General features: G+C 71.9%; 25 protein-coding genes. 6 read left to right on the top strand and 19 right to left on the bottom strand.

Features of this window, described 5'->3' with window-relative positions:
- Window position 1: 1 nt before the first annotated feature.
- The 10 genes from GQR16_RS18515 to GQR16_RS18470 form a co-directional block, all read right to left on the bottom strand.
- On the bottom strand, window positions 2–775 hold the full coding sequence (locus GQR16_RS18515) for a CoA transferase subunit A (protein ID WP_157416641.1): 774 nt from the start codon (window positions 773–775) through the stop codon (window positions 2–4).
- A complete protein-coding gene (locus GQR16_RS18510) occupies window positions 772–1,683 on the bottom strand; it encodes an alpha/beta hydrolase (RefSeq protein WP_246200930.1) in 912 nt (303 codons plus the stop codon). Before GQR16_RS18510 ends, GQR16_RS18515 begins: the two co-directional genes overlap by 4 nt.
- Window positions 1,680–2,426, bottom strand: coding sequence for a 3-hydroxybutyrate dehydrogenase (locus GQR16_RS18505; protein WP_157416639.1), 747 nt, complete (start codon window positions 2,424–2,426; stop codon window positions 1,680–1,682). The genes GQR16_RS18510 and GQR16_RS18505 overlap by 4 nt, the downstream gene beginning before the upstream one ends.
- Window positions 2,423–3,139, bottom strand: coding sequence for a TetR/AcrR family transcriptional regulator (locus GQR16_RS18500; protein WP_157416638.1), 717 nt, complete (start codon window positions 3,137–3,139; stop codon window positions 2,423–2,425). The genes GQR16_RS18505 and GQR16_RS18500 overlap by 4 nt, the downstream gene beginning before the upstream one ends.
- Window positions 3,136–4,821 carry a class I adenylate-forming enzyme family protein gene (locus tag GQR16_RS18495; RefSeq protein ID WP_157416637.1) on the bottom strand — a complete coding sequence of 562 codons (1,686 nt, stop codon included), beginning with the start codon at window positions 4,819–4,821 and terminating at the stop codon, window positions 3,136–3,138. Before GQR16_RS18495 ends, GQR16_RS18500 begins: the two co-directional genes overlap by 4 nt.
- Window positions 4,814–6,019 carry a branched-chain amino acid ABC transporter permease gene (locus GQR16_RS18490; protein ID WP_425482629.1) on the bottom strand — a complete coding sequence of 402 codons (1,206 nt, stop codon included), beginning with the start codon at window positions 6,017–6,019 and terminating at the stop codon, window positions 4,814–4,816. The genes GQR16_RS18495 and GQR16_RS18490 overlap by 8 nt, the downstream gene beginning before the upstream one ends.
- Complete coding sequence (locus tag GQR16_RS18485) at window positions 6,016–6,891, bottom strand: branched-chain amino acid ABC transporter permease (RefSeq protein ID WP_157416636.1); 876 nt, start codon at window positions 6,889–6,891, stop codon at window positions 6,016–6,018. The genes GQR16_RS18490 and GQR16_RS18485 overlap by 4 nt, the downstream gene beginning before the upstream one ends.
- Window positions 6,888–7,631 carry an ABC transporter ATP-binding protein gene (locus GQR16_RS18480; RefSeq protein ID WP_157416635.1) on the bottom strand — a complete coding sequence of 248 codons (744 nt, stop codon included), beginning with the start codon at window positions 7,629–7,631 and terminating at the stop codon, window positions 6,888–6,890. Before GQR16_RS18480 ends, GQR16_RS18485 begins: the two co-directional genes overlap by 4 nt.
- Window positions 7,628–8,383, bottom strand: a complete 756-nt coding sequence (locus tag GQR16_RS18475) for an ABC transporter ATP-binding protein (protein ID WP_157416634.1) — start codon at window positions 8,381–8,383, stop codon at window positions 7,628–7,630. The genes GQR16_RS18480 and GQR16_RS18475 overlap by 4 nt, the downstream gene beginning before the upstream one ends.
- 126 nt (window positions 8,384–8,509) lie before the next feature.
- The gene (locus tag GQR16_RS18470) at window positions 8,510–9,712 is read right to left on the bottom strand and encodes a substrate-binding domain-containing protein (RefSeq protein ID WP_157416633.1); all 1,203 of its coding nucleotides are present in this window, start codon (window positions 9,710–9,712) and stop codon (window positions 8,510–8,512) included.
- Between the two features lie 124 nt (window positions 9,713–9,836).
- Between GQR16_RS18470 and GQR16_RS18465 the strand changes: the two genes are divergently transcribed.
- Entirely contained in the window at window positions 9,837–11,021 is a 1,185-nt protein-coding gene (locus GQR16_RS18465) for an acetyl-CoA C-acetyltransferase (RefSeq protein WP_157416632.1), read from the top strand.
- Window positions 11,022–11,132: 111 nt separating this feature from the next.
- Window positions 11,133–12,386: a low temperature requirement protein A gene (locus tag GQR16_RS18460; RefSeq protein WP_211373581.1), complete on the top strand. Its 1,254-nt coding sequence runs from the start codon at window positions 11,133–11,135 to the stop codon at window positions 12,384–12,386.
- A gap of 88 nt (window positions 12,387–12,474) precedes the next feature.
- On the opposite strand, the gene GQR16_RS18455 is transcribed toward GQR16_RS18460, so the two are convergent.
- The 6 genes from GQR16_RS18455 to GQR16_RS18430 form a co-directional block, all read right to left on the bottom strand.
- Window positions 12,475–12,780 (bottom strand): SHOCT domain-containing protein, encoded by a 306-nt coding sequence (locus GQR16_RS18455; protein ID WP_157416631.1) that lies wholly within the window; start codon window positions 12,778–12,780, stop codon window positions 12,475–12,477.
- Window positions 12,781–12,908: 128 nt separating this feature from the next.
- Window positions 12,909–13,577 (bottom strand): response regulator transcription factor, encoded by a 669-nt coding sequence (locus tag GQR16_RS18450; RefSeq protein WP_157416658.1) that lies wholly within the window; start codon window positions 13,575–13,577, stop codon window positions 12,909–12,911.
- On the bottom strand, window positions 13,574–14,908 hold the full coding sequence (locus GQR16_RS18445; protein ID WP_157416630.1) for a sensor histidine kinase: 1,335 nt from the start codon (window positions 14,906–14,908) through the stop codon (window positions 13,574–13,576). The genes GQR16_RS18450 and GQR16_RS18445 overlap by 4 nt, the downstream gene beginning before the upstream one ends.
- Window positions 14,909–15,035: 127 nt before the next feature.
- Window positions 15,036–16,361, bottom strand: a complete 1,326-nt coding sequence (locus GQR16_RS18440; protein WP_157416629.1) for a M50 family metallopeptidase — start codon at window positions 16,359–16,361, stop codon at window positions 15,036–15,038.
- A gap of 101 nt (window positions 16,362–16,462) precedes the next feature.
- Window positions 16,463–17,548: a 1-deoxy-D-xylulose-5-phosphate reductoisomerase gene (gene dxr, locus GQR16_RS18435; protein ID WP_157416628.1), complete on the bottom strand. Its 1,086-nt coding sequence runs from the start codon at window positions 17,546–17,548 to the stop codon at window positions 16,463–16,465.
- An 82-nt stretch (window positions 17,549–17,630) separates the two neighbouring features.
- Window positions 17,631–18,269 (bottom strand): 4'-phosphopantetheinyl transferase family protein, encoded by a 639-nt coding sequence (locus GQR16_RS18430; RefSeq protein ID WP_157416627.1) that lies wholly within the window; start codon window positions 18,267–18,269, stop codon window positions 17,631–17,633.
- 76 nt (window positions 18,270–18,345) lie between these two features.
- On the opposite strand from GQR16_RS18430, the gene GQR16_RS18425 reads away from it, so the two are divergent.
- Both GQR16_RS18425 and GQR16_RS18420 read left to right on the top strand, forming a co-directional pair.
- Window positions 18,346–19,113, top strand: a complete 768-nt coding sequence (locus GQR16_RS18425; protein ID WP_157416626.1) for a lysophospholipid acyltransferase family protein — start codon at window positions 18,346–18,348, stop codon at window positions 19,111–19,113.
- A gap of 46 nt (window positions 19,114–19,159) precedes the next feature.
- Entirely contained in the window at window positions 19,160–20,059 is a 900-nt protein-coding gene (locus GQR16_RS18420; RefSeq protein ID WP_157416625.1) for a hypothetical protein, read from the top strand.
- Window positions 20,060–20,080: 21 nt separating this feature from the next.
- On the opposite strand, the gene GQR16_RS18415 is transcribed toward GQR16_RS18420, so the two are convergent.
- Window positions 20,081–20,560 carry an OsmC family protein gene (locus GQR16_RS18415; protein WP_157416624.1) on the bottom strand — a complete coding sequence of 160 codons (480 nt, stop codon included), beginning with the start codon at window positions 20,558–20,560 and terminating at the stop codon, window positions 20,081–20,083.
- A gap of 83 nt (window positions 20,561–20,643) precedes the next feature.
- Between GQR16_RS18415 and gabT the strand changes: the two genes are divergently transcribed.
- Together gabT and GQR16_RS18405 are read left to right on the top strand one after the other, a co-directional pair.
- Window positions 20,644–22,020, top strand: a complete 1,377-nt coding sequence (gabT, locus tag GQR16_RS18410; RefSeq protein WP_157416623.1) for a 4-aminobutyrate--2-oxoglutarate transaminase — start codon at window positions 20,644–20,646, stop codon at window positions 22,018–22,020.
- A complete protein-coding gene (locus GQR16_RS18405) occupies window positions 22,017–23,006 on the top strand; it encodes an asparaginase (protein WP_157416622.1) in 990 nt (329 codons plus the stop codon). The genes gabT and GQR16_RS18405 overlap by 4 nt, the downstream gene beginning before the upstream one ends.
- Before the next feature lie 66 nt (window positions 23,007–23,072).
- Here GQR16_RS18405 and GQR16_RS18400 read toward each other — a convergent pair whose 3' ends face one another.
- Both GQR16_RS18400 and GQR16_RS18395 read right to left on the bottom strand, forming a co-directional pair.
- Window positions 23,073–23,921, bottom strand: coding sequence for an ABC transporter permease (locus tag GQR16_RS18400; RefSeq protein ID WP_425482631.1), 849 nt, complete (start codon window positions 23,919–23,921; stop codon window positions 23,073–23,075).
- 59 nt (window positions 23,922–23,980) lie between these two features.
- Entirely contained in the window at window positions 23,981–24,892 is a 912-nt protein-coding gene (locus tag GQR16_RS18395; protein ID WP_157416621.1) for an ABC transporter permease, read from the bottom strand.

Below are 24,892 nucleotides of genomic sequence, written 5' to 3'. Positions count from 1 at the left end.
GTCAGTTCCCCTCTCGCACGGTGCGGCGTTCGATGCGCTTCTCGATGTCGGGGCCCACGACGAGCACCCGGTCGACGTAGACGCCGGGCAGGTGCACGGTGTCGGGGTCGAGCTCGCCGGGCTCGACGAGCTCCTCGACCTGCGCGATGCAGATGCGCCCCGCCATCGCGGCGAGGGGCGAGAAGTTGCGCGCCGACTTGTCGAACACGAGGTTGCCGTGCCGGTCGCCCTTGAGCGCGTGCACGAGCGCGAAGTCGGTCGTGATGGCCTCCTCGAGCACGAACTCGCGCGGTGCGCCGGCGAACTCGAAGGTCTGCACGGGCTTCACGGGGCTCGCGACCGCGATCGACCCGTCTGCCGCGTACCGGCGGGGCAGCCCGCCCTCGGCGACCTGCGTGCCCACGCCCGTCTGCGTGAAGAACGCGGCGATGCCGCTGCCGCCTGCGCGGAGCTTCTCGGCGAGCGTGCCCTGCGGCGTCAGCTCGAGCTCGAGCTCGCCCGAGAGGTACTGCCGCTCGAACTCCTTGTTCTCGCCGACGTACGACGAGGTCATCTTCGCGATGCGCTGCTCCGCGAGCAGCACGCCGAGCCCCCAGTCGTCGACGCCGCAGTTGTTGCTGACGACGCTGAGGCCGTCGACGCCCGCGTCGAGCAGGGCCTGGATCAGCACCATGGGGATGCCGCAGAGACCGAACCCGCCGACGGCGAGACTGGCTCCTGAAGGGATGTCGGAGACCGCCTCTTGAGCGGACCCGACGACTTTGTCGAGTGTCACGATGAACCTTCCTGTGTTTCCGCCGCCTCGATGCGGGCACGGATCACTGGGATCACGCTACCCGCGCCGTGGTCGGACATGACGATCGTGTAGTGGTTGACGTCGGCGATCTCGTGCACGGCGAGCTGCGGCATCCGCCCGGCCCATTCGGCGACGAGCGCCTCGGGGTACAGGGGCGCCTCGTCGAGGAGCCCGCGCGGCGCCCGGAACACGTCGACCGGCCCCGGCAGGCCGAGCAGCGCCTCGGTGTAGCCGCCCGCGCCGTCGAGCTCGACCGTGTTCACGGCGACGGCGTCTGGGTTCGCCGAACTGCGCAGCGCCGGTTCGACGCCGTCGACGTCGTACTCGACGTAGGCCTCGATCGCGTCGCTCCAGTAGGGCCCGAGGGCCGGATGCCGCCGCCAGAAGGCGACGTAGTCCGCCCGGCTGCGGAAGGTCATCGACAGCCGTTCGAGCGCAGGCCCGAGCAGCACCGCGGGCAGGTCGTCGACCGGAACGCCCTCGGGATTCGGCAGCGGCAGCCCGCCGTCGACGAGCGCGAGCCCGGCGACGCGGTCGGGGTGGCGCTCGGCGAACCGCACCGCGACGAACGCGCCCATCGAATGACCGACGACGAACGCCCGCTCGACACCCTGCGCGTCGAGGACGGCCGCGAGGTCGTCGGCGTGCTGCACGAGCCCGTACGGACCGGGCAGCGCGTTGCTGCGGCCGCGTCCGCGGAGGTCGGGGGCGATGATGCGGCGATCGTGCAGCCCGGCGGCGACCACGTCCCAGCTGCGGTGGGTGGCCGTGATGCCATGGACCGCGAGCACCGGCAGGCCCGCGGCATCCGGTCGCCATCGGCCGCCCGCGAGCAGCCCGCCGGCGACGGGCGCCTGGAACGCGGTCGTGGACAGGGTCGCGTTCACCGGGCGCTCCATCCGCCGTCCATGGTGTAGCTCGCGCCGGTGACCATGCCCGAGTCGGGGCCGGCGAGCCACAGGGCGAGGCTCGCGACCTCGGCGGGTTCGACGAGGCGCTTGACCGCCGATTCGGTGAGCATGATCTTCGCGACGACCTCGCTCTCGGGGATCTCGTGCAGGCGCGCCTGGTCGGCGATCTGCTTCTCGACGAGCGGGGTGCGCACGTACCCCGGATTGATGCAGTTCGAGGTGACGCCGTGCGGGCCGCCCTCGAGCGCGGTGACCTTCGACAGGCCCTCCAGTCCGTGCTTGGCGGCGACGTACGCCGACTTGAACGGCGAGGCGCGCAGGCCGTGGACGCTCGAGACGTTGATGACGCGACCGAAGCCGCGCTCGTACATGCCCGGGAGTGCGGCGCGGATGAGCAGGAACGGCGACTCGAGCATGAGCCGGAGGATCAGCGCGAACCGCTCGGGTTCGAACTCCTCGATCGGGCGCACGTGCTGGATGCCCGCGTTGTTCACGAGGATGTCGGCCTCGAGGCTGAGGGTCGCGAGCGCGGCCGTGTCGCCGAGGTCGACCTGCCACGCCTCGCCGCCGACCTCGTCGGCAACGCGCTGTGCGGCTTCGCCGTTCAGGTCGGCGATCACGACCTGCGCGCCCGCGGCGGCGAAGGCGCGCACGCACGCCTCGCCGATGCCGCTCGCACCGCCGGTCACGACGGCCCTCCGTCCGGTCAGGTCGGTCACGATTCCCCCCTCTCCGGCGCATCGTCGCGACCGGCTGCGTCGTCGTTCGAGGGAGCGACCACCGGGTCGCCCGCGAGATCGGGCCGCCCGAGCGCTCCCCCGATGAACCGCATCATCTCGTCGAGCACATGCGGCGGAACCTCGCGGGTGCCGCTCGCGGTCGGATCGGCGTCGTCGCCAGGCTCGGCGTCGGGGTCGCCCCAGAGCACCCAGCGCATGCCGATCATCTCGCCGATGCCCATGAGCGCCCAGGCCGCGACCGTCGGATCGATGTCGCCGATCTCGCCGTCGGCCGCCGCCTCGCGGAGCCCGTCGATGTAGCCCTCGACGATGCGGCTGTAGTGCAGGCGCAGGGCGTCGGGCGAGACGAGCTCGGCCTCGCGGACCACGCGGTAGAGCGCCGGATGCGCGGCCGTGAACTTGAAGAACGCGGCGAAGCCCGCACGCTCGGCCTCGAGGCGGCTCGAGGCGCCGCGCGCCCCCTCGCTCATCGCGTGGCGCACCCGCTGGTTCAGGTCCTCGACGAGCTCGTTGAAGACGTCGAGCTTGGTCGCGAAGTACAGGTAGAAGGTGCCCTGCCCCACGCCGGCGCGGTCGGTGATGCGCGAGACGGATGCCTCGTGGTAGCCGTGCTCGGCGAACACGACCTCGGCGGCGGCCAGCAGCTTGCGACGCGTCTGCTCGCCGCGGGCGGTTCTGGGCTTGGCGCTCATCGGGCGACCTCCTCGGTCGGATCGGTGCGTGCTGGGGTGCGGGCTGGTGCGAGGGCGGCGGCACGAGCGGCCTCGGCGTCGGCCCCGGCGTCGGCGTCGGCCTCGGCGTCGGCGTCGGCGTCGGCGTCGGCCTCGGCAGCGCCGCGCTCCGCGAGCGTGCGGCGCAGCACCTTTCCCGCGGTCGAGCGCGGGAGCTCGTCGATGAGGTGCACTGCGCGCGGCACCTTGTAGCGCGCGAGCGAGGCGGAGGCGAACGAGATGAGCTCGGCGGCATCCGTCACCCGACCGCGCTGGAGCACGACCCAGGCGACCCCGGATTCGCCCCAGCGTTCGTCGGGAACCCCGACGACGGCGACGTCGGCCACTGCCGGGTGGCCCATGAGCACGGCCTCGACCTCGGCGGGTGCGACGCCCTCGCCGCCCGAGATGTAGATGTCCTTGATGCGGTCGACGACGGTGTAGTAGCCGTCGGCGTCGCGGCGCACGAGGTCGCCCGTGCGGAGCCAGCCGTCGACGAGCGCGGCCTCGGTCGCGGCGGCGTCCTCGTGGTAGCCGGCGAACACCGAGGGGCCGTGCACGAGCAGCTCGCCCTCGGCCTCGCCGTCGAGGTGCTCGCCCGTGACGGGGTCGGCCACGGCGACGTCGACATGCGGGTACGGGCGGCCCGAGGACCCGGCGTGCGTGCGTGCGTCCTCGTCGGGCAGGCAGAGCACGTTCGGCGAGGCCTCGGTGAGTCCGTAGCCCTGCGTGAGCGCGACGCCCCGCGCGTGCCAGGCCCGCAGCAGCGCGGGGGCCATGGGCGCTCCCCCGACGATCGCATGCGCGAGGCTCGAGAGGTCGGTGCCGTCGAAGTCGGGATGCTGGGCCAGGAACAGGTAGTTGGCCGGCACGCCCATCATGGTCGTGATGCGCCGTTCCTGGATGAGGTGCAGCACGCGGCCTGGGTCGAACGTGCGCTCGAGCACGACGGTGGCGCCGGTCCACCAGGCGAGCAGCGGCTGGATGTTCCACCCGCCCACGTGGTACTGCGGGAGCACCGCGAGCACCGTGTCGGCCGCCCGGATCTCGGCGATGCGCGAGAACGACAGGTTGGTCCAGAAGCAGTTCAGGTGCGTGAGCACGGCGCCCTTGGCGCGCGCCGTCGTGCCCGACGTGAAGATGATGAGCAGCGCGTCGTCGTCGGCGACGTCGCGGCGCAGGGCGGCGGCCGCCCGCGCCTCGATCGCCTCGCGTCCCGCGGGCAGGGCGGGAGCCGGCACCTCGGCCTCGACGCCGTGCGCGCCGAGCGGTGCGTTCGGGATGCGGCGCACGAGCCGCCCGAGCGTCGCCTTCGCGAGCGACTCGAACTCGCTCTCGACGAGGAGCAGTGCGGGGCCGGCGATCTCGAGCTGCTCGGCGATCTCGCGCGGAGCGAGCCGCCAGGAGAGCGGCACGAGCACGAGTCCGGCCTTCGCGCAGGCGAAGAACAGCACGACGTGGTCGGCGCTGTTGCCCGTGATCGTGGCGATGCGGTCGCCGATCGCGTAGCCGGCGTCTCGGAAGGCTCCGGCGAGGCGTTCGGCCCTGGCGTCGAGCTCGCGGTACGTGAGCGCCACGCCCCGGTCGTCGATCGCGACGCGTTCGGGCGTCGCGCGGGCGCGGTCCCCGGTCCAGCGCCCGAGGGTGTGCAGGCCGTCAGGCATCGGTGGCCTCCTCAGCTTCGACCGGGTGCTGCGTGCGTCCTGAGCGGATGCGTTGCGGGATCCCCGCGATCCCCCCGGGCAGGAACAGCACCACGAGGATGAACAGCGTTCCCAGAATGAACAACGGCTCGGAGAGCGGCACTCGGAGCACGGCTGGCAGCCCGGCGATGAAGTCGGAGCCCGCGAGCGCCGTGAGCCGCTGGTCGAGCAGTGTGTAGACGATACCGCCGACGATCGCGCCCCACCGGTACCCCACCCCGCCGAGCACGACGATCACGAGCAGGGTCAGGGTGAAGTCCGCGGTCGCGACGCGGGGCGAGGCACCCGACTGCAGCAGCAGGTAGCCCATGCCCGCGACGGCGGCGAGCACCGAGGCGACGATGAAGATGAGCAGCTTGACGGTGTACGGACGGATGCCGATGACGCGCACGCGCAGCTCGTTCTCGCGGGTCGCCTCGGCGACGTGGCCTGCGCGGCTCTTCTCGACCCACAGCACGACGAGGTAGACGAAGACGAGCACCCCGAGCGCGACCCAGTAGAGGTTGCGGGTGTTCAGCACGCCGACGAGCGCGCCGGGCACGTTCGCGATGTCGAGCGAGAGCCCCTCGTCGCCGCCCGTCGCACCGCCCGGGTTGCGGCGGATGATGACCGATCCCGCCTGCGCGAACGCGAGCGTGACCATCGCGAACGAGATGCCCGTGACGCGCAGGGCGAGCGCGCCGACCGTGGCCGCGAGCACGAGGCCGAACGCCAGGCTCACGAGGATCGACACGACGAAGACGAGCTCGCTCGGCCAGGCGACCGGGGCGAACGCCTCGAGCGTCATGCCGAGCCCGTACGCGCCCGCCGCGAAGAACAGCGCATGCCCGAACGAGAGCAGGCCGGCCAGGCCGAACATCATGCGGTAGCTGAGCGAGAGCGCCGCGATGAGCATCGCGTAGGCGAGCAGTTGCAGCGTGCCCGGCGTGTACGTCGGGCCCGGCAGCACGCCCGGGATGTCGATCGCGAGCAGTGGCAGCACCGCGAGCAGCACCACCAGCGCGAGGCCGCCGATGAGCGTCCGCTTCATACGAGGGGCGGATGCCGCGGCGCGGCCCTTCGCCCCCGCCGCCGCGCGTGCGGTGGGCGCCGTGGTGGAGGCGGATGCCGCGGCATCCGTCGTCGGCGTGTCGGTGTCGGTGTCGGGCGAGTGCATCATGCGACCTTCCCCATGAGTCCGCGCGGGCGGACGAGCAGGACCGCGGCGAGCGCGACCACGACCACGAGGTCGCCGGTGCCGCCGAGGTAGAAGTTGGCGAACTGCTGCAGCACGGCGACGAGCACCGAGGCGATCGCCGCCCCCGTGAGCGAGCCGAGTCCGCCGATCACCGTCACGATGAACGCGAAGATGAGCAGCGTCGAGCCGAGGTGCGCCGAGACGTATCCGTAGTAGACCGAGGCGAGCACCCCGCCGAGGCCGGCCGCCGCGCCGCCGATGGCGAACACGAGCGTGAACGAGCGGCGCACGTCGATGCCGAGGGCGGTGACCATCGACCGGTTCTCGACGCCGGCGCGGATGATGAGCCCGTAGCGGGTGCGGCGGAGGAAGAGCACGATGCCGCCGAGCACGAGCAGTGCGCACGCGATGAGCAGGAACCGGTCGTTCGGGATCTTCGCCCCGAGGATCTCGGTGGTCTGGCCGAGCCAGTCGGGCTTCTCGGTGTAGATCGGGTCGGTGCCCCAGATGCCCTCGAAGAGCGCGACGGTCGCGAGCGAGAGGCCGACGGTCACGAGCGCCTGCTCGATGTGGCGCTCGTAGAGCCGTCGGATGAGCAGGTACTCGGTGAGCGCCGCGACGATCGCGCCGACCGCGATGCCGACGAGCGCCGAGATCGCGAGCCCCCACCAGGTGCCGTCGGAGACGCGGCGGCCGACCTCCCAGCCGAGGAAGGCCGAGATCGTGAGGAACGATCCGTGCGCGAAGTTCAGCACGCCCATGAGCCCGTAGATGAGCGAGAGGCCGCTCGCGACGAGGAAGTAGAGGGCGCCGAGCCCGAGTCCGGTGATGACGAGCAGGAGCAGGGTGCTCATCGGGTCTCCTCCAGGGTGCCGGTGTTCTCGACGGCGTCGGCGGCGTCGTGGACGCCGAGGTAGCGGCGGATGCGGTCCTCGTCGTCGAGGAGCTCGGTCGCGGCGCCGGTGAAGACCACGCGGCCGCCCGAGAGCACCACGACGCGGTCGGCGAGCTTGCGGATGACGTGCAGGTTCTGCTCGACGAGCAGGATCGGCACGGTCTTCGCGGCCGCGGCGAGCGCGGCGGCGACCTCGTCGACGAGCTTCGGCGCGAGGCCCTTCGTGGGTTCGTCGACGAGCAGGATGCGGTTCTCGTTCACGAGGGCCCTGGCGAGCGACACCATCTGCTGCTGACCGCCCGAGAGGGTGCCGGCGCGCTGGGCGCGACGCTGCACGAGGTCGGGGAAGAGCTGCTCGACGAGCTCGCGGCGCGGCCTGGCGTCGCGTTCGGCGAGCCGGAGGTTCTCGGCGACGGTGAGGGCGCCGAAGACCTCGCGGTCCTCGGGAACGTAGCCCACGCCGCGCTGCACGATGCGGTGCGTCGGCAGGCGGTCGATGCGGGTTCCGGCGAGGCGCACCTCGCCGGTGCGATCGATGAGGCCGAGGATCGACTTGATGGTCGAGGTCTTGCCCACGCCGTTGCGGCCGAGGAGGGCGGTGACGCCGGTCGCCGGTACCTCGAACGAGACGTCCTCGACGACCTGCTGGCCGGCGATGCGCCCGGCGAGGCGGTCGACGACGAGGATCGGCTCGCTCACACCGCCTCCCCGAGGTAGGCGGACTGCACGAGGGGGTTCGCCATGACGGCCTCCGGGGTGTCTGCGGCGAGGAGCTCGCCGTGATGCATGACCGCGACGCGGTCGACGAGACCGAGCACCACGTCCATGTGGTGCTCGACCATGAGCACGGTGCGGCCGCCGCGGTGCAGGCCGCGGATCACCTCGGTGATCGCGGGCACGTCGCCCGAGGCGACGCCGGCCATGGGTTCGTCGAGGAGCACGACCTTGGGGTTCATCGCGATGAGCATCGCGATCTCCACCTTGCGCTTCTCGCCGTGCGCGAGACCCGACGCCTCGGCGTCGGCCCGGTCGGCGAGCCCGACCTCGGCGAGCGCGGCGAAGGCGGCTTCGGTGGCCGCATCGGTGCGGCGCGGCATCCGGAGCACGGATGTCGCGCCGCCGGCGTGCGCCTGGGCCGCGAGCCGCACGTTCTCGAGCACCGAGAGCGCGGGGAACAGGCTCGAGGTCTGGAACGTGCGGCCCAGGCCGGCTGCGGCCCTGCGGTGGATCGGCTCGCCGGTGACGTCGCGGCCGTCGAGCGCGACGACGCCCTCGGTCGGCTTCATCACGCCCGAGATGACGTTGAACAGGGTCGTCTTGCCGGCGCCGTTCGGGCCGATGACGCCGAGCATCTCGCCGGTGCGGACCTCGAGCGAGACGTCGTGCAGGATGCGGGCTCCGCCGATGCGGAGTCCTACGTGCTCGAGCGCGAGCATCGGATGGTCGGTCATGGCTGCCTCACGTGGGGTCGGGGCGGAACGCGGTCGGGGCGGAACGGATGTCGGCGCGGAACGAAGCGGAGCGAGCGGTGGCCTCGGGCGGCCGCCGAAGGGTGCGGCGGCCGCCCGAGGGCGCAGTCACTCGCCGGCGACCGGCGGGGCGACCGTCTCAGCGTCGATCGTGTCGACGAGTTCGGGCGCCCAGCTGTCGCCCGCCTTCACGAGCTTCGCCTGGAACATCGGCTGGATCACGGCGTGGTCCTCGGCGCGAACCGTGATCTCGCCCTTGACGGAGTCGAAGGTCCAGCCTTCGAGGGCCTCGATCATGCCGTCGACCGTGTCTCCGCCCTCGCGCACGGCTTGCACGATCATCTGCGCGGCGACGAAGCCGTCGGGCGAGAAGAGGTCGGGCTCGGCACCCGCGGCCTCGAGGTGCTCGATCATCGCGGCCTCGACGTCGGTGCCCGCGGCTCCGCCGAAGTAGTGGTTCAGGAACGAGATGTCGGAGGACGCGTCGCCGTAGGCGCCGTACGTCGCGACGTCACCGAGGCCGGTGACCACGGGGACCGCCTCGAACACGCCCTGCTGCGAGAGCGCGGTCCACATCGCGCCCGACGAGGCTCCGGCCCATGCCACGAAGACGAGGTCAGGTGCCGCGCCGATGAGCTGCTGCGCGAACGGGGTGAACTCGGTCGCGTCCTCGGCGACGAGCACGCCCTCGACCGTGGCGCCCTGACCGCCGAGCACGGCCTGCACGCCGGCGAGGTTGCCCTGGCCGAACGCGTTGTCCTGGGCGAACACGACGACCTTCTTGCCCTCGGGGTCGCCGATGAAGGTGCCGGCGGTGGCGACGTCCTGGTAGGTCTGGCGGCCGGAGCGGAAGGTGTAGTCGTTGACGCCCGTGATCGCGTCTGCGGCGGCCGGACCCGAGATGTAGAGGATCTTGTTCTGCTCGGCCTGCTCGGCGAGTGCGAGCGCGATGCCCGAGGCGGCCGTGCCGGCGAGGATCTGATAGCCCTGGCCGATGAAGTCCTTGGCCTTGGAGACGGCGGTGTCGGGGTTGCCCTGGTCGTCGCCCCACTCGATGTCGAGCTCGCGGCCGTCGACGGTGCCGGTGCCGTCGGTCGCGTAGTCGAGGCCGGCCTCGAAGCCCGCGGTGTAGGCGGCGCCGTAGGCGGCGAGCGGCCCGGTCTGGCTGGTCAGCATGGCGACCTTCACCGGCTCGCCCGGATCGGTGGAGCCGGCGTCGCCGCCGGCCTGTGCGGTCGGGGCGCATCCGACCAGTGCAATGGTCGCGGCGGCGATGACGGCCGTCGCGAGGTACTTCTTCGTAACCCGCATGGGAGTGCCTCTCAACAGTGAACGGCTGGGACTGGTGCGAGAACCTGACAGGTGGTTCAGGTCTCAGGAAAGTACAATATGCTCGAAGACGAACCCGCGCAACCCGAACGAAGGAGTTCACCGAATGCCCACCACCGATGTCGTCATCATCGCCGGAGCCCGCACGCCGTTCGGCCGCATGAGCGGCAACCTCGGCACCCGCTCGGCGGTCGAGCTCGGAGCCGTCGCCGTCCGCGGCGCGCTCGCGAAGGCCGGCGTCTCCCCCGACGACGTCGACCAGGTCATCCTCGGCCAGGTGCTCCAGGCCGGCGCCGGGCAGAACCCCGCCAAGCAGACCGCCATCGCCGCCGGCATCCCGTGGCGCGTGCCCGCCGTCACGATCAACAAGGTGTGCCTCTCGGGCCTCGTCGCGATCACCGACGCAGCGCGCCTGATCCGGCTCGGCGAGGCGTCCGTCGTCGTCGCCGGCGGCCAGGAGTCGATGACGCAGGCGCCGCTCGTGCTCCCCGGCTCGCGCAAGGGCTGGGCCTACGGCAGCGTCGAGATGCTCGACCACGCCGCGCACGACGGCCTCACCGACGCGTTCGACCGAGAGTCGATGGGCGCCTCGACCGAGCGCTTCAACGGCCGCTACGGCCTGACCCGCGAAGCGCAGGACGAGATCGCCGCGGCCTCCCACCGACGCGCGGGCGAAGCCGCCGCGCAGGGCCTCCTCGACGACGAGATCGTGCCCGTCGAGGTGCCGCAGCGCAAGGGCGACCCCGTCGTCGTCACCGCCGACGAGGGCGTGCGCCCCGACTCCACCGCCGAGGTGCTCGGCCGCCTCCGCCCGGCCTTCGCCGAGGGCGGCACGATCACGGCGGGCAACTCCTCGCCGATCTCCGACGGCGCGGCCGCGGTCGTCGTCGCGAGCCGCGACTGGGCCGAGTCCCGCGGGCTCCCCTGGCTCGCGCTCATCGGCGCCTCCGGTCAGGTCGCCGGCCCCGACAACTCGCTGCACTCCCAGCCCTCGAACGCGATCGCCGCCGCCCTCGAACGCGAGGGCCTCGCCGCATCCGACCTCGACCTCGTCGAGATCAACGAGGCGTTCGCCGCGGTCTCGCTGCAGTCGATGCGCGACCTCGACCTCGACGCCGACACGGTCAACGTGCACGGCGGCGCCATCGCGCTCGGCCACCCCATCGGCGCCTCCGGCGCACGCCTCGCACTGCACGCCGCACTCGAGCTCTCGCGCCGCGGCGGCGGTCGCGCGGCCGTCGCGCTCTGCGGCGGCGGCGGCCAGGGCGAGGCGCTCCTGCTCTCGCGCTGACGTCGATCGCGCACCACCCCGACGGGCGGATGCCGCAGCACCCCGACCCCGCGACGGGCGGATGCCGCGGCATCCGCCCGTCGTCGCGTCGAGTCATGCCACGATAACGGCATGAGTGAGACCGCCCAGCCGCCGCTGCACCACCGACTGCGCCGCATGGTCGGACGCGACCCCGGCGAGACGCACCGCGCCGCGACCCCGCTCGAACTGCTCTACGACCTCACGTTCGTCGTGGCGTTCAGCCAGGCGGGCAGCCAGGCCGCGCACCTGCTCGAGATCGGGCACTTCGGAACGGCCGCGATCGCCTTCGCCTTCGCGGTATTCGCGATCTGCTGGGCATGGATCAACTACTCGTGGCTCGCCTCCGCCTACGACAACGACGGCGTCTTCGTGCGCGTCGCGACGATGGTGCAGATGCTCGGCGTGCTCGTGCTGGCCCTCGGGCTGCCCGACTTCTTCCATTCGATCGACGAGGGCCAGCATGTCGACAACGCGGTCGTGATCGCCGGGTACGTCGTCATGCGGATCTCGACGATCGCGCTCTGGCTGCGCATCGCGCACGACGACCCGTCGGCACGGCGCACGGCGCACGGCTACGCGCTCGGGCTCGGGGTGATCCAGGTGGCCTGGATCGCGATGATCTTCGTCGACCCGCCGCTGGTGATCGCGCTCGGACTCATGTTCGTGCTCGGCGTCTGCGAGATGATCGTGCCGCCGATCGCCGAGCGACGCGGGGGCGAGACGCCGTGGCATCCGCACCACATCGCCGAACGGTACAGCCTGCTCGTCATCATCACGCTCGGCGAGATCGTGCTCGGCACGATCCTCGCGATCTCGGCGGTCGTCCAGGAGCAGCGATGGTCGACCGAGGCGGCCGGCGTCGCCCTCGGCGGCACGCTGCTCGTGTTCGGCCTCTGGTGGAGCTACTTCACGGTGCCGTCCGGCCGGCTGCTCGCCGCATTCCGATCCCGGTCGTACGTGTGGGGCTACGGCCACCTGATCGTGTTCGGGTCGCTCGCGGCCACCGGAGCCGGGCTGCACGTGGCCGCGAACGTGATCGCCGGCGATGCGCACATCGGCGACGTCGAGGCGCTCCTGACGATCACCGTGCCGGTCGCGGTGTTCCTCGCGATGCTGTTCCTGCTCTACGCCTATCTGCTTCGACGGTTCGACCCGTTCCACCTCGTCGTCTTCGCCGGGAGCCTCGCGGTGCTCGCGGTCGCCGTGCTGGCCGTGTCCGGCGGGGCGAGCCTGCCGGCGGGCATCCTGATCACGGCGTTCTCGCCGGTCGTCGTGGTGGTCGCGTTCGAGACGATCGGGCACCGGCACCAGGCGGAGGCACTGCGCGAGGTGCTCCCCGAGTGACCCGACGGACAGAGGGGCGGATGCCGCGGCATCCGCCCCTCGTCTGCAGCCGCTCAGGCGGCCTGCCGTGCGCGACCGCTCGCCCGGGCTAGGCGCCCGGACGGTTCGCGCGCAGCACCTCGAGGCGGGCGCGGTACTCGGTCTCGTCGATGTCGCCGTTCGCGAAGCGCTGGCCGAGGGTCTGCTCGGCGCTCGCGGTGCGGGCCCACGGCGGGCCGTAGCCCTCAGGGCCGCCGTTGGCCCAGTACCGGCGACGGCCGCGGCTCACGCCGAAGATGATGAGGCCGACGACGAGCAACCAGAACAGCGGGATGAGGAAGAAGACCCAGCCGAAGCCGGCCGCCCAGGGTCCGGCGTGGGCGACCACGGTTGCGGTGGCGAGGGTGGTGAGCATGGTGTGATCCCTTGATCGTGGCCTGCTGGTCAGGCCGTCGATCCGAGTCTCGTCACCCGCGGCCTCGGGCGAATCCGACCACGGGAGGCACTTCGACTGCTCCCGCGGGAGCACGTGCGAGCGCCGCGCTACTGCCAGCCCGGCGCGACGAGCCCCGACTCGTACGCCGTGACGACGAGGTGCACCCGGTCGCGCGCGTGCAGCTTGGCCATGATGCGCGACACGTGCGTCTTCGCCGTGAGCGGCGAGAGCACGAGCTCGGCGGCGATCTCGTCGTTCGTGAGGCCGAGTCCGACGAGGCGCAGCACCTCGCGCTCGCGCTCGGTGAGCCCGGCGAGGCGCTCGCGCTGGGCGTCGGGTGCGTCGCGGAGCCCCGTCGCCATGCGCTCGAGCAGGCGCTTCGTGACCCCGGGCGAGAGCAGCGCGTCGCCGCTCGCGACGACGCGCACGGCGCGGATCAGGTCGACCGGCTCGGTGTCCTTCACGAGGAACCCGCTGGCGCCCGCGCGCACGGCCCGCGCGACGTACTCGTCGAGCTCGAACGTCGTCACGATCACGACGTGCACACCGGCGAGCGCGGGGTCGGCGGCGATCTGCTCGGTCGCCCAGAGCCCGTCGCCGTCCGGCATGCGGATGTCCATGAGCACGACGTCGACCGGATGGCGCCGCACGACCTCGAGCAGTTCGGCGCCGGTCGACGCCTCGCCGACCACCTCGATGCCCTCCTCGGCCTCGAGCAGCGCCCGGAAGCCGGCGCGCACGAGCAGCTGGTCGTCGGCCAGGGCGACGCGGATCACGGCGTCGCCTTCCACGGCAGCCGAGCCTCGACGCGAGTGCCCGGCGCTCTGCCCGCAGCGCCTGCACCGCCTGCACCGCCTGCACCGCCCGTTCCGCCTGAACCGCCCGCGCCGCCCGCGTCGGCGGGCACCGGCCCGACCGCGACCGACCCGCCCAGCAGCACGGCGCGCTCGCGCATGCCGAGGATCCCGCTGCCCTCGCCGGACGCCGCGGGCACGCCGCTGCCGTCATCGTCGATCGTGAGGCGCAGCACGTCGCCGACACGGTCGATTGTCACGACCGCGTGCGTGGCCTGCGCGTGCCGCACGATGTTCGTGAGCGCCTCCTGGGCGATGCGGTACGCCGCGAACTGCACGGCGCGGCCGGGGGCGTCGCCGTCGAGGCGATCGATGAGGGTCGCCTCGAACTCGGCCGTCGTGACGCCCGCGAGCAGGCGCGGGAGCTCGGCGAGCTCGGCCTGCGGCGAGAGCGGCGCGTCGGCGTCGCTGCGGATCGCGCCGAGCACGCTGCGCACCTCCTCGAGCGCGGTCTTGGAGGTGTCCTTGATGTTCGCGAGCGCGGTGCGGGCCTGCTCGGCATCGCGGTCCATGAGGTGCAGGCCGACGCTGGCCTGCACGTTGATCTGCGAGAGCGCGTGCCCGATGACGTCGTGCAGTTCGCGGGCGATGCGCACGCGTTCGCGCTCCTCGGCGGTCTGGCGTCGGCGCACCGCGTCGGCGCGGTAGCGGCGCAGGCGCTCGTCGCGCGTGCGCACGAAGGCGCCGATGCCGAAGCAGGCCGCGAGCGCGAGGGTCGTGAAGGCCACGCGCACCGGATGCCACGGCTCGCCCCAGGCCGAGACGAGCACGACGGCGGCGATCCACCCGACGACGACCGACGAGACCGCCCAGACCACGGCGCCGCGGACGACGGCGAGGACGATCGCGAACGCCAGCGCGATGTAGGGCGGCCCCGCGACGGGCACGAGCACGACGTCGGCGAGCGCCATGGCCGTGACGACGGCGACCGTGACCCCGGGCAGGCGTCGTGCCATGAGCAGCACGAGCGGGCCGGCGGCCGCGAGCAGCACCTGCAGCACCCCGAGCCCCCAGCCCGTCTGCGTGCCGATCGCGATGCCGATGGCGGCGGGCACCTGCACGAGCAGGCTGAACACGACCGGCGCGAGCAGCCGGAACCTTGCGGAGGGGCGGAAGCGCCGATCACCCGGATCGCCGCCCTGGCCGCCGGCCCACGGCGGCGGACCGCCCCACGTGTGCGGCCCGGCCCATTCGGCGGAGCCCGACGTCGGGCCGCCCCGATCTGATCGGGCATCCCACGGCGGAACGGGCATCTTCTGATCGTATCGATCGGATGCCGCGCCGGCGTCCTCCGCCCGGAGGCTCACCGGCTGCTCCCGTGGGAGTACCGGGTGGCCGTCGGTTCGACGACGGCGGCGGAGACGGAGCGCGGCATGACGATCAGAACAGCTGCACCGGCTTCACCAGGTCGGCGTAGATGAGCAGCGCGCTCATCGCGCCGAGCACGACGACGACGGCGAGCGTCACCGGCATGAGCTTGGCCATGTCGACCGGGCCAGGGTCGGGGCGGCCGAAGAGCTTCGCGAAGCCTCGACGGATCGCCTCCCAGAGCGCGCCCGCGATGTGACCGCCGTCGAGCGGCAGGAGCGGAATCAGGTTGAACACGAAGAGCGCGATGTTGAGCGATCCGAGGATGCCGATGAGTCCGGCGGCCTTGTCGCTCAGGGCGAGCTGGTCGGTCGCGGCGACCTCGCCGGCGACCCGGCCGACGCCGACGACGCTGATGGGGCCGTTCGGGTCGCGCTCGTCGGGTCCGAACGCGGCGTTGGCCACGTCGACCATGCGCTGAGGCAGGTTCACGATGATGCCGGCGACGCCGGCGATGTTCTCGCCGACGGTCGGCAGCACGGCGGTCGCGGGCTGCTGCACGCGTGCGGCGGTGGGGCCGATGCCGACGAAGCCGACCTCGGTCGTGACGGGCGTGCCGGTCTCGTCTTCGACGACCTGACCGTTCTCGTCAGTGACGTAGCGCTCGGTGAGCGCCGGCGTCATGGTGAGGGTCTGCTCGGCGCCGTCGCGCGTGACCACGACGGCGAGCGGGTCGCCGGGGTGCGAGCGGATGATCGCGGTGGACTGCTCCCACGAGGTGATCGCCTCGCCGTCGATCGAGACGATGACGTCGCCGGGCTTGATGCCGGCCTCGGCGCCGGGCGCCGCCGGGTCGTCGGCCGCGCACGTCTGCCGCTCGCTCGTCGCGGGCAGCACACACTCGCTGACCGAGGCGACCGTGGTCGTGGTCTGCGGCACGCCGAAGCCCATGAGCAGCACGCCGAACAGCAGCACCGCGAGCACCAGGTTCATGAACGGACCGCCGAACATGATGATGATGCGCTTCCAGACGGGCAGCAGGTAGAAGGCGCGCGCCTCGTCGCCCGGGGTGATGGACTCCTGGCTGGCGTCGCGCGCGTCCTGCGCGAGTCCCTTGAAGAACCCGGTGGAGTCGGCGTGCACCTGGCCGCCCTTGGCGGGCGGGAACATGCCGATCATCGAGATGTAGCCGCCGAGCGGCACGGCCTTGACGCCGTACTCGGTCTCGCCGCGTCGACGCGACCAGACGGTCGGCCCGAAGCCGATCATGTACTGCGTGACCTTGACCTTGAAGAGCTTGGCCGGAACGAGGTGCCCGATCTCGTGCAGCGCGATCGAGACGGCGAGGCCGAGAGCGACGACGACCACGCCGAGGATGAACGGCAGCACGGAATCCATCCGATGAGCGTACTGCCAGACCCCGGGTGTCGCCTGACGCTCCGCTGTGAGCGCGCTATGGCCCGCGCAGGGGCTTCAGCGCGGTGATCGGATGCCGCGGCTCAGGCCTTCGCGATGCGCGCGTTCGCCGCGGCCCGCGCGGCCCGCTCCGACTCGGCGAGGGAGGCCAGCGTGAGTTCGCGTTCGGGCGACTCGTGCGCCTCGACGACGGCCTGCACGGTGTCGACGATGTCGAGGAACCCGATGCGTCCGGCGTGGAACGCGGCGACGGCCTCCTCGTTGGCGGCGTTGAACACGGCCGGGTAGTCGCCGCCGGCGCGGCCGACCTGCTTCGCGAGCGCGATCGCGGGGAACGCCGAATGATCGAGCGGCTCGAACGTCCACGACGAGGCGACGGTCCAGTCGAGCGGTCGTCCGACGGCGGCGACCCGGTTCGGCCAGTCGAGGCCGAGCGAGATGGGCAGCCGCATGTCGGGCGGCGAGGCCTGCGCGATCGTCGACCCGTCGACGAACTCGACCATCGAGTGCACGATCGACTGCGGGTGCACGGTCACGTCGATGCGGTCGTAGGGCACGTCGAAGAGCAGGTGCGCCTCGATGACCTCGAGCCCCTTGTTCACGAGGGTCGCGGAGTTCGTCGTGACGACGAGCCCCATGTCCCAGGTCGGGTGCGCGAGCGCCTCCGCAGGGGTGACATCGACGAGCGACTCGCGGCTGCGTCCGCGGAACGGCCCGCCCGACGCCGTCAGCACGAGCCGGCGCACCTCGTCCTCGGTGCCCGAGCGGAGCGCCTGCGCGATCGCGGAGTGCTCGGAGTCGACGGGCACGATCTGCCCGGGCGCGGCGCGGCGCGTGACGAGGTCGCCGCCGACGATGAGCGACTCCTTGTTCGCGAGCGCGAGGGTCGTGCCGCGTTCGAGCGTGGCGAGGGTCGGACCGAGGCCGACCGATCCGGTGATGCCGTTCAGCACGACGTCGGCGTCGACATCCCGAACCAGCTGCACGGCCTCGTCGATGCCGACGGCGGTGTTCTCGACGCCGAACTCGGCGGCCTGCGCCTCGAGCGTCGCGCGGTTCGAGCCGACCGCGAGGCCGACGACCTCGAACCGGCGCGGATTCGCGCGGATCACGTCGAGGGCCTGGGTGCCGATGGAACCGGTGGAGCCGAGGATGATGACTGAACGCACGTCACCACTGTAGGCCGCGCGATGCCCCGCTCGCGTGGGGCGGGCCGTGCGCGAGCGACCCGGCGCCCTGCGCGAGCCCGCGTCAGCCGATGACGGCGACGGATGCCGCGCGCGGCCCGCGCACGGGCAGGTCGTGGAAGACGACCTGGCGCCAGAACGACCCGAACTCGGGCACGCTCCGCTCGATGCGCCCGAGCCCGCCGTCGTCGCCGGGGAACGAGAGCGCGAGCCGAGACGGCTCGATGAACTCGGTGTGCCCGATCGCGCGCAGCAGCGCGGTCTTGCGCGCCCAGAGCGTCGCGCGAACGAAGGCGCCCCGCTCGGCGCCGAGCCCCGTCAGCGCTGCGCGTTCGAGCGGGTGGAAGGCCGCCTCGTCGATGCGGCCGCCCGGGTCGGTCGCGGCCGGTTCGACGGCGACCCCGAGCGGATGCCGCGTGCCGGCCGCGGCGACGATCGTGTCGCCGTCGATCGCGACATCCGCGAACCAGGGAGCGCCCGACACCGTGAGCGGATACACGACGGAGACCCGTCCGTGCCGCGCTCCGCACTCGGCGCACGAGTGCACGAGCTCGACGTCGTCGGCGGGCACCGAGGCCGATCGCGCGAGGAGCCCGCGCAGCACGAGGTCGACGCCGGGCGGGCGCCGGGCGCTGGCCAGCACGAGCGCGCGTGCGCCCGTCTCCCCGAGCTCGATGAGCTCGCCCTCGGCGGTCACGTCCACGCCACCATCATCCCGCACCGGGACCGATGAGCCCCATATACCCATCGCGGAATGACGTGCCGCCTAAGGTCTTAGGGTGACAGAGCACGACGAAGTCCAGAGCCCCGAGGTCGCCGAACCCGTTCGGCAGGGGCCCGCCTACCGGATCTTCCGCGGAATCCTGCGGCCGCTGGCGCTGCTCGTCTACCGTCCGAAGATCACCGGCACCGAGCACGTGCCCGCCACCGGCCGGGTCATCCTCGCGAGCAACCACCTGTCGTTCATCGACAGCGTGGTGATCCCCCTCGCCTCGCCGCGGCCCGTGCAGTTCCTCGCGAAGAACGACTACTTCACCGGCAAGGGCTTCCGAGGCTGGGTCTCGCGCACCTTCTTCACGGCCATCGGCGCCGTCGGCGTCGAACGCGGCGCCGGTGCCGACGCGCAGGCCGCGCTCGACGCGGGTCGCGGCATCCTGGAGCACGACAACGCCTTCGCGATCTACCCCGAGGGCACGCGTTCGCTCGACGGGCGCCTTTACCGCGGACGCACCGGCGTCGCCTGGCTCGCCCTGCAGACCGGCGCCCTCGTCGTGCCCGTCGGCCTCATCGGCACCCAGGAGATCCAGCCGGTCGGCGCGAAGCTGCCCCGCGTGCGCCCCGTCACCGTGCGGTTCGGCGCGCCCCTCGACCTCTCGTCGCACGGCCCCGCGACCTCGGGCCGCGCCCGGCGCACGGCCACCGACGAGATCATGGCCGCCATCCACGCGCTCTCCGAGCAGGAGCTCGCCGGCGTCTACAACGAGAAGCCGCCCGAGGGCACGCTCGCGAAGCTCGCCGACCGCATCGTGCCGCGCGAGCGGCGCTGAGGCGATTCCCAGCGCCGTCGACGTGCCGACCGGTAGGGTCGAGCCGATGAGCTCCCTCGGCCGATTCGCACGCCTGACCGCGGCGGTCGCGGCGATCCTGCTGCTCGCGTCGTGCGCCCCCGCCGACACCGCACCGCTCCGGGTCGACCGCACGCTGCCCGAGCCGCCGACGACCGAGTTCGACCCGTCGCTCATCGTGAGCGACGACGCGTTCTACGACAGCAGCGCGCTCGGCGAGCGGCAGATCCAGGCGTTCCTCGAGGGCGTCTCGTGTCGTGCGGACGAGGGCATCCCGTGCCTGGCCGAGTACACCGAGACGACCACCACCCAGCCCGCGGTCGGCGGCTCGCACTGCGGCGAGTACCGCGGCGGCGTCGACGAGCCGGCGAGCCGCATCATCGCGAAGACGGCGGTCGCGTGCGGCATCAGCCCGAAGACCCTGCTCGTGCTGCTGCAGAAGGAGCAGTCGCTGCTCACCAGGCCCACGGCCTCGGGCTACGAGCGCGCCACGGGTTACGCCTGCCCCGACACGGCCGACTGCGATCAGAAGTACTTCGGCTTCTTCAACCAGGTGTACAACGCCGCGTGGCAGTTCCGGCAGTACACCGAGCACCCCGAGCGCCGGTACATGATCGGTGCGACCGACATCGGCTACAACCCCGACGCCGCATGCGGCGCATCGACGGTCGACATCCGCAACCAGGCCACGGCCAACCTCTACAACTACACGCCGTACCAGCCGAACCCCGCGACCCTCGCCGACCCCGCCGGCGGCGACGCGTGCGGCGCCTACGGCAACCTCAACTTCTGGGTCCTCTGGAACCGCTGGTTCGGCGACCCGACGCTCGAGCGGTTCCCGGCGTTCTTCTCGCCGTGCACGCGGCTCGTCGGCGGGCACGCCTGCCCTCTCGAGCCGACGCTGCCGGCGGTCGCCGTCACCCCCTGAGCTCCGGATGCCGGGTCGCCGTCAGCCGGCGACGACCGCGATCGCCTCGTGGTGCACCGGGAAGGCGACGGATGCCGCGATGAAGCACTTCGCGGCCGCCTCGGCGTGGATCTCGTCCGCGAGCGCCAGCATCGCGGCATCCGCCACCGTGACGCGCGGACGCAGCGTGGCCTCGCGGAACGCGCCGCCGCCCCGGCCGTCTTCGACGAGCACGCCGGTCGCGGCATCGGTGTAGCCCGTCACGACCACGCCGTGCAGGGTCGCGACGTGCAGGTACGAGAGCATGTGGCATTGGCTGAGCGCCGCGAGCAGGAGCTCCTCGGGGTTCCAGCGTTCGGCGTCGCCGTGGAAGGTGCGGTCGCTCGACCCCTCGAGCTCGTGCGCCTTGCCCGCGGCGCGCACCACGTGGTCGCGGCCGTAGGCGCGGTAGCCGGTCGTGCCGGTGCCGCGCGCACCGGTCCACTCGACCTCGATCGCGTACGCGTGCTCGCCCAGCCTCACGGATGCCGCCTCCCCGTCGCGCCGGTCGTCGCGACCCGATCCACGCTAGCCGACCACGCCTCGGCGCTAGTCTGGAAGACATAATGACTGACACGCAGACACCCGCAGAGACCACGGCCGCCCCCGTCTACACGGTGCCGCAGGAGCGCCGCATCGTGACGGCGATCCCCGGCCCCAAGTCGCAGGCGCTGCACGAGCGACGCGCGGCCGTCGTGTCGGCCGGCGTCTCGTCGGCGCTGCCCGTCTACATCGAACGTGCCAGCGGCGCCGTGCTCGTCGACGTCGACGGCAACCAGTTCCTCGACTTCGGCGCCGGCATCGGCGTGACCACCATCGGCCACACCGAGGAGAACGTGGTGCGCGCCGCCGCCTCGCAGCTGCAGGACGTGATCCACACGCTCTTCACCATCACCCCCTACGAGGAGTACGTGCGCGTCGCCGAGCTCCTCGCCGAGCACACCCCCGGCACGCACGCCAAGCGCACCGTGCTCGTGAACTCCGGCGCCGAGGCCGTCGAGAACGGCGTCAAGATCGCCCGCAAGTTCACCGGCCGCCGCGCCGTCGCCGTGCTCGATCACGCGTACCACGGCCGCACGAACCTCACCATGGCCATGAACTTCAAGGCGCACCCCTACGCGACCGGCTTCGGCCCGTTCGCCGGCGACGTCTACCACGCGCCCAACTCCTACCCCTACCGCGACGGCCTCTCCGGTGCGGATGCCGCGGCACGCACGATCTCGTACCTCGAGAAGGCCGTCGGGGCGAGCGACCTCGCCTGCCTCGTCGTCGAGCCCATCCAGGGCGAGGGCGGCTTCATCGTGCCCGCCGAGGGGTTCCTCACGACACTGCAGACCTGGTGCACCGAGCACGGCGTCGTCATGATCGCCGACGAGATCCAGTCGGGCATGGCCCGCACCGGCACCTGGTTCGCGAGCGAGCACTTCGGCTGGATCCCCGACCTCGTGCTCTCGGCCAAGGGCATCGCGGGCGGCCTTCCGCTCGCGGGCGTGACCGGCCGCGCCGAGATCATGGACGCCGCCCACGCCGGCGGCCTCGGCGGCACGTTCGGCGGCAACCCCGTCGCCTGCGCCGCAGCCGTCGCGGTCTTCGAGTCGATCGAGGCGAACGACCTCCTCGGCGAGGCCGCCCGCATCGAGGCGACCCTCACGGCGGGCCTCGAGCGGCTGCGCGCGCGCTACGACCTCATCGGCGACATCCGGGGCATCGGCGCGATGATCGCGATCGAACTGGTGCAGCCCGGCACGCGCGACACCACGAAGGCGCCGAACGCCGAGGCCGTCACCGCGCTCGTCGCGTACGCCGCCCAGCACGGCGTGCTGCTGCTCAACGCCGGCACCTTCGGCAACGTGCTCCGGTTCCTCCCGAGTCTCGCGGTGACCGATGCCCTCATCGACGACGCCCTCCGCGTGCTCGACGACGGCTTCGCGGCACTCGGATGACCGGCACCTTCTCCTCAGCAGACGCCGTCGAACTCGCCGTGGTCGAACGCAATGGTTTCACCGAGTCCAGGCACGCCGGCTCCGCCGTCGTGCTCTCCCCCGAGGGCGAGCTGCTGCGCGCCCTCGGCGACGTGGCATCGCCCGTCCTCCCCCGCTCCGCCCTGAAGCCGTTCATCGCGGTCGCCGTCATGTCCTCCGGCGTGACCCTCCGCGGTGAAGACGCGGCCATCGCGACCGCGAGCCACTCGGGCACGGCCGCGCACGTGGCGCTCGTGCGCGGGCTCCTCGCCCGTGCGTCGCTGCCCGAATCCGCACTCGGCTGCCCGCCGGCCGTGCCGACCGATCGCACCGCGTACGAAGACCTCGTGCGCGCCGGCGGTCAGCGCGAGCGGGTGTACATGACCTGCTCGGGCAAGCACGCCGCGATGCTCCTCGCGTGCGTCGCCAACGGCTGGCCGATCGAGGGCTACCTCGACCCCGCGCATCCGCTGCAGCGCCGCATCCTCGACGTGCTCGAACGCCTCACGGGCGAGCGGGCCACGGCGACGGCGATCGACGGCTGCGGTGCCCCGGTGCACGCGATCAGCCTCACGGGGCTCGCCCGCGGCATCCAGAAGGTCACGACCGCGGCCTCGTCGTCGCCGTTCGCGCTGTTCCGCGAGGGCGCTGCGCTCACCGAGGCCGTCCGCGAAAACCCCTGGGCGATCGCGGGCCCCGGCCAGCCCGACACCGTCGCCATCGAACGCGTCGGCGTGTTCGCGAAGTTCGGCGCCGAGGGCGTCATGGTCATGACCGCCCCCGACGGCACCACGACCGCCCTGAAGGTGCTCGACGGCTCGTCGCGCGCCTCGACGATCATCGGACTGCGCCTGCTCGCGAGCACGGGCGCGATCGACGATTCCGCGGTCGACCGGGTCGCCACCGAACTCGACCTCTGGGTCATGGGCGGCGAGCGTCGCGTCGGCGAGGTTCGCGCCACCATCTGACCTCGAACGACGGATGCCGCGCCGGAACGTGTCCGGCGCGGCATCCGCGTGTTCGCTCGGTTCGGGTCAGCCGAGCTTCGCGAGCCGTTTCGCGCGCGCCGCACGGGACACCTGTGCGCCGATCACGAGCACGAGCGCGAAGAGGAACACCGCCGAGGCGATGACGTTGGCCTCGGCGGGGATGCCGCGCGACGCCGAGATGTACACGTACTTCGGGAACGTCGAGACGGAGCCCGAGTTGAAGTTCGTGATGATGAAGTCGTCGAAGCTCAGCGCGAACGAAAGCAGCGCGGCCGCCACGATGCCGGGCGTCAGCAGCGGGAACGTGACCCGCCAGAAGACCTGCGCGGGCGACCCGTAGAGGTCGCGCCCCGCCTCCTCGAGCGCCGGGTCGAGGCTCGCGACGCGCGCCTTGACGGTCACCACGACGAAGCTGATGCAGAACATCGTGTGCGCCAGGATGATCGTCGTCATGTCCTTCGGCACGCCGACGGCGAGGAACTGCGCGGCCAGGCCGGCGCCGAGCACGACCTCGGGGGTCGCCATCGGCAGGAAGAGCAGCAGGCTGATGACCGAGCGCGCCCGGAACCGGTAGCGCACGAGCGCGATCGCGATCATGGTGCCGAGCGTCGTGGCGATGATCGTCGCGACGACGCCGATGATGACGCTGTTCGCGAAGGCCTCGCACACCGCGCCGCCCTCGACGTTGCAGACGTTCAGCCATTTGTCGAAGGTGAACCCGCGCCAGGCGATGTTCGACTTCACCGAGTCGTTGAACGAGAACACGAACGTGTAGACGATGGGGATCAGCAGGAACACGAACGCGAGGATCGTGTACGTGGGCAGCAGCCACGAGCCGAGTCCGATGCGCCCCTGGCGCGTCGGCCCGTTCGATCGTCGACCGCGTGCCGACAGTTCGCTCTGCTCGCTCTCGGCGAGCCCGCCGAGCACGGCGGCGGCCTGGACTTCTCCGCTCACAGCAGGTCCTCCGTTCCGGAACGCTTGACGTAGACGCCGACGAGCACGAGGATCGCCGCCATCAGGATGATCGAGAGCGCCGCGGCCGCCGGGTAGTTCAGCAGCACGAGGAAGTTCGCCTCGATCACGTTGCCCATCATCTGCGTGTCGGGGCCGCCGAGGAAGTCGCGGCTCGCGTTGACGTAGTCGCCCGCCGCCGGGATGAACGTGAGCAGCGTGCCCGCGACGATGCCGGGCATCGAGAGCGGGACGGTGATCTTGCGGAACACCGTGAACGGGTTCGCGTACAGGTCGCTGCCCGCCTCGAGGTAGCGCAGGTCGAGGCGTTCGAGCGCGGTGTACAGCGGCAGGGTCATGAACGGGATGAAGTTGTACGTCAGACCGAAGATCACCGCGAACGGCGTGCCCGTGAAGTGCGCGTCGGGCCCGAGGAGCGAAAGCGCCTTCAGCGACGTGATCACGAACGACTCGTCGGAGAGGATCTGCTTCCATGCGAGCGTGCGCAGCAGGAAGCTGATGAAGAACGGGGCGATGACGAGCACGAGCATGAGGCTCTGCAGCAGCGGCCACCGTCGCGCCTTCACGCCGATGAAGTACGCCAGCGGATAGCTGAACAGCAGCGCGAACACCGTCGCCGCCAGCGCGTAACCGAACGAACGCAGGATGTGCGGCCAGTAGGCCGTCATCACGTCGACGTAGTTCTGCCAGTTGAACGCGTACTGGTACTGCCCGATGTCGCCGTACTCGAGCGGCGCCTGCAACGAGGTCAGCAGCAGGGAGACGAGCGGCGTCAGGAAGAACAGGACCAGGTACAGGATGCCGGGCAGCAGCAGGAAGAGCGCGATGCGGCTCGACTTGCGTGGCGCCTGGGGCTGGGCCTCCGCGGTCGCGAACGCGGCGAAGGCCAT

This window comes from Agromyces allii (genome assembly GCF_009749385.1).
In the GTDB taxonomy this organism is placed as follows: domain Bacteria; phylum Actinomycetota; class Actinomycetes; order Actinomycetales; family Microbacteriaceae; genus Agromyces; species Agromyces allii.
Note: the sequence above shows the minus strand (reverse complement) of the source record. Positions and strands in the feature narration are given on the sequence as shown.

What these genes read in the sequence shown, in the direction of transcription:
- GQR16_RS18500 (WP_157416638.1), bottom strand. Translation starts at nt 3,139, where the DNA reads ATGAGCGCCAAGCCCAGAACCGCCCGCGGCGAGCAGACGCGTCGCAAG.
- GQR16_RS18495 (WP_157416637.1), bottom strand. Translation starts at nt 4,821, where the DNA reads ATGCCTGACGGCCTGCACACCCTCGGGCGCTGGACCGGGGACCGCGCC.
- GQR16_RS18490 (WP_425482629.1), bottom strand. Translation starts at nt 6,019, where the DNA reads ATGATGCACTCGCCCGACACCGACACCGACACGCCGACGACGGATGCC.
- GQR16_RS18485 (WP_157416636.1), bottom strand. Translation starts at nt 6,891, where the DNA reads ATGAGCACCCTGCTCCTGCTCGTCATCACCGGACTCGGGCTCGGCGCC.
- GQR16_RS18475 (WP_157416634.1), bottom strand. Translation starts at nt 8,383, where the DNA reads ATGACCGACCATCCGATGCTCGCGCTCGAGCACGTAGGACTCCGCATC.
- GQR16_RS18470 (WP_157416633.1), bottom strand. Translation starts at nt 9,712, where the DNA reads ATGCGGGTTACGAAGAAGTACCTCGCGACGGCCGTCATCGCCGCCGCG.
- GQR16_RS18465 (WP_157416632.1), top strand. Translation starts at nt 9,837, where the DNA reads ATGCCCACCACCGATGTCGTCATCATCGCCGGAGCCCGCACGCCGTTC.
- GQR16_RS18460 (WP_211373581.1), top strand. Translation starts at nt 11,133, where the DNA reads ATGAGTGAGACCGCCCAGCCGCCGCTGCACCACCGACTGCGCCGCATG.
- GQR16_RS18455 (WP_157416631.1), bottom strand. Translation starts at nt 12,780, where the DNA reads ATGCTCACCACCCTCGCCACCGCAACCGTGGTCGCCCACGCCGGACCC.
- GQR16_RS18445 (WP_157416630.1), bottom strand. Translation starts at nt 14,908, where the DNA reads ATGCCCGTTCCGCCGTGGGATGCCCGATCAGATCGGGGCGGCCCGACG.
- GQR16_RS18440 (WP_157416629.1), bottom strand. Translation starts at nt 16,361, where the DNA reads ATGGATTCCGTGCTGCCGTTCATCCTCGGCGTGGTCGTCGTCGCTCTC.
- GQR16_RS18420 (WP_157416625.1), top strand. Translation starts at nt 19,160, where the DNA reads ATGAGCTCCCTCGGCCGATTCGCACGCCTGACCGCGGCGGTCGCGGCG.
- gabT (WP_157416623.1), top strand. Translation starts at nt 20,644, where the DNA reads ATGACTGACACGCAGACACCCGCAGAGACCACGGCCGCCCCCGTCTAC.
- GQR16_RS18405 (WP_157416622.1), top strand. Translation starts at nt 22,017, where the DNA reads ATGACCGGCACCTTCTCCTCAGCAGACGCCGTCGAACTCGCCGTGGTC.
- GQR16_RS18395 (WP_157416621.1), bottom strand. Translation starts at nt 24,892, where the DNA reads ATGGCCTTCGCCGCGTTCGCGACCGCGGAGGCCCAGCCCCAGGCGCCA.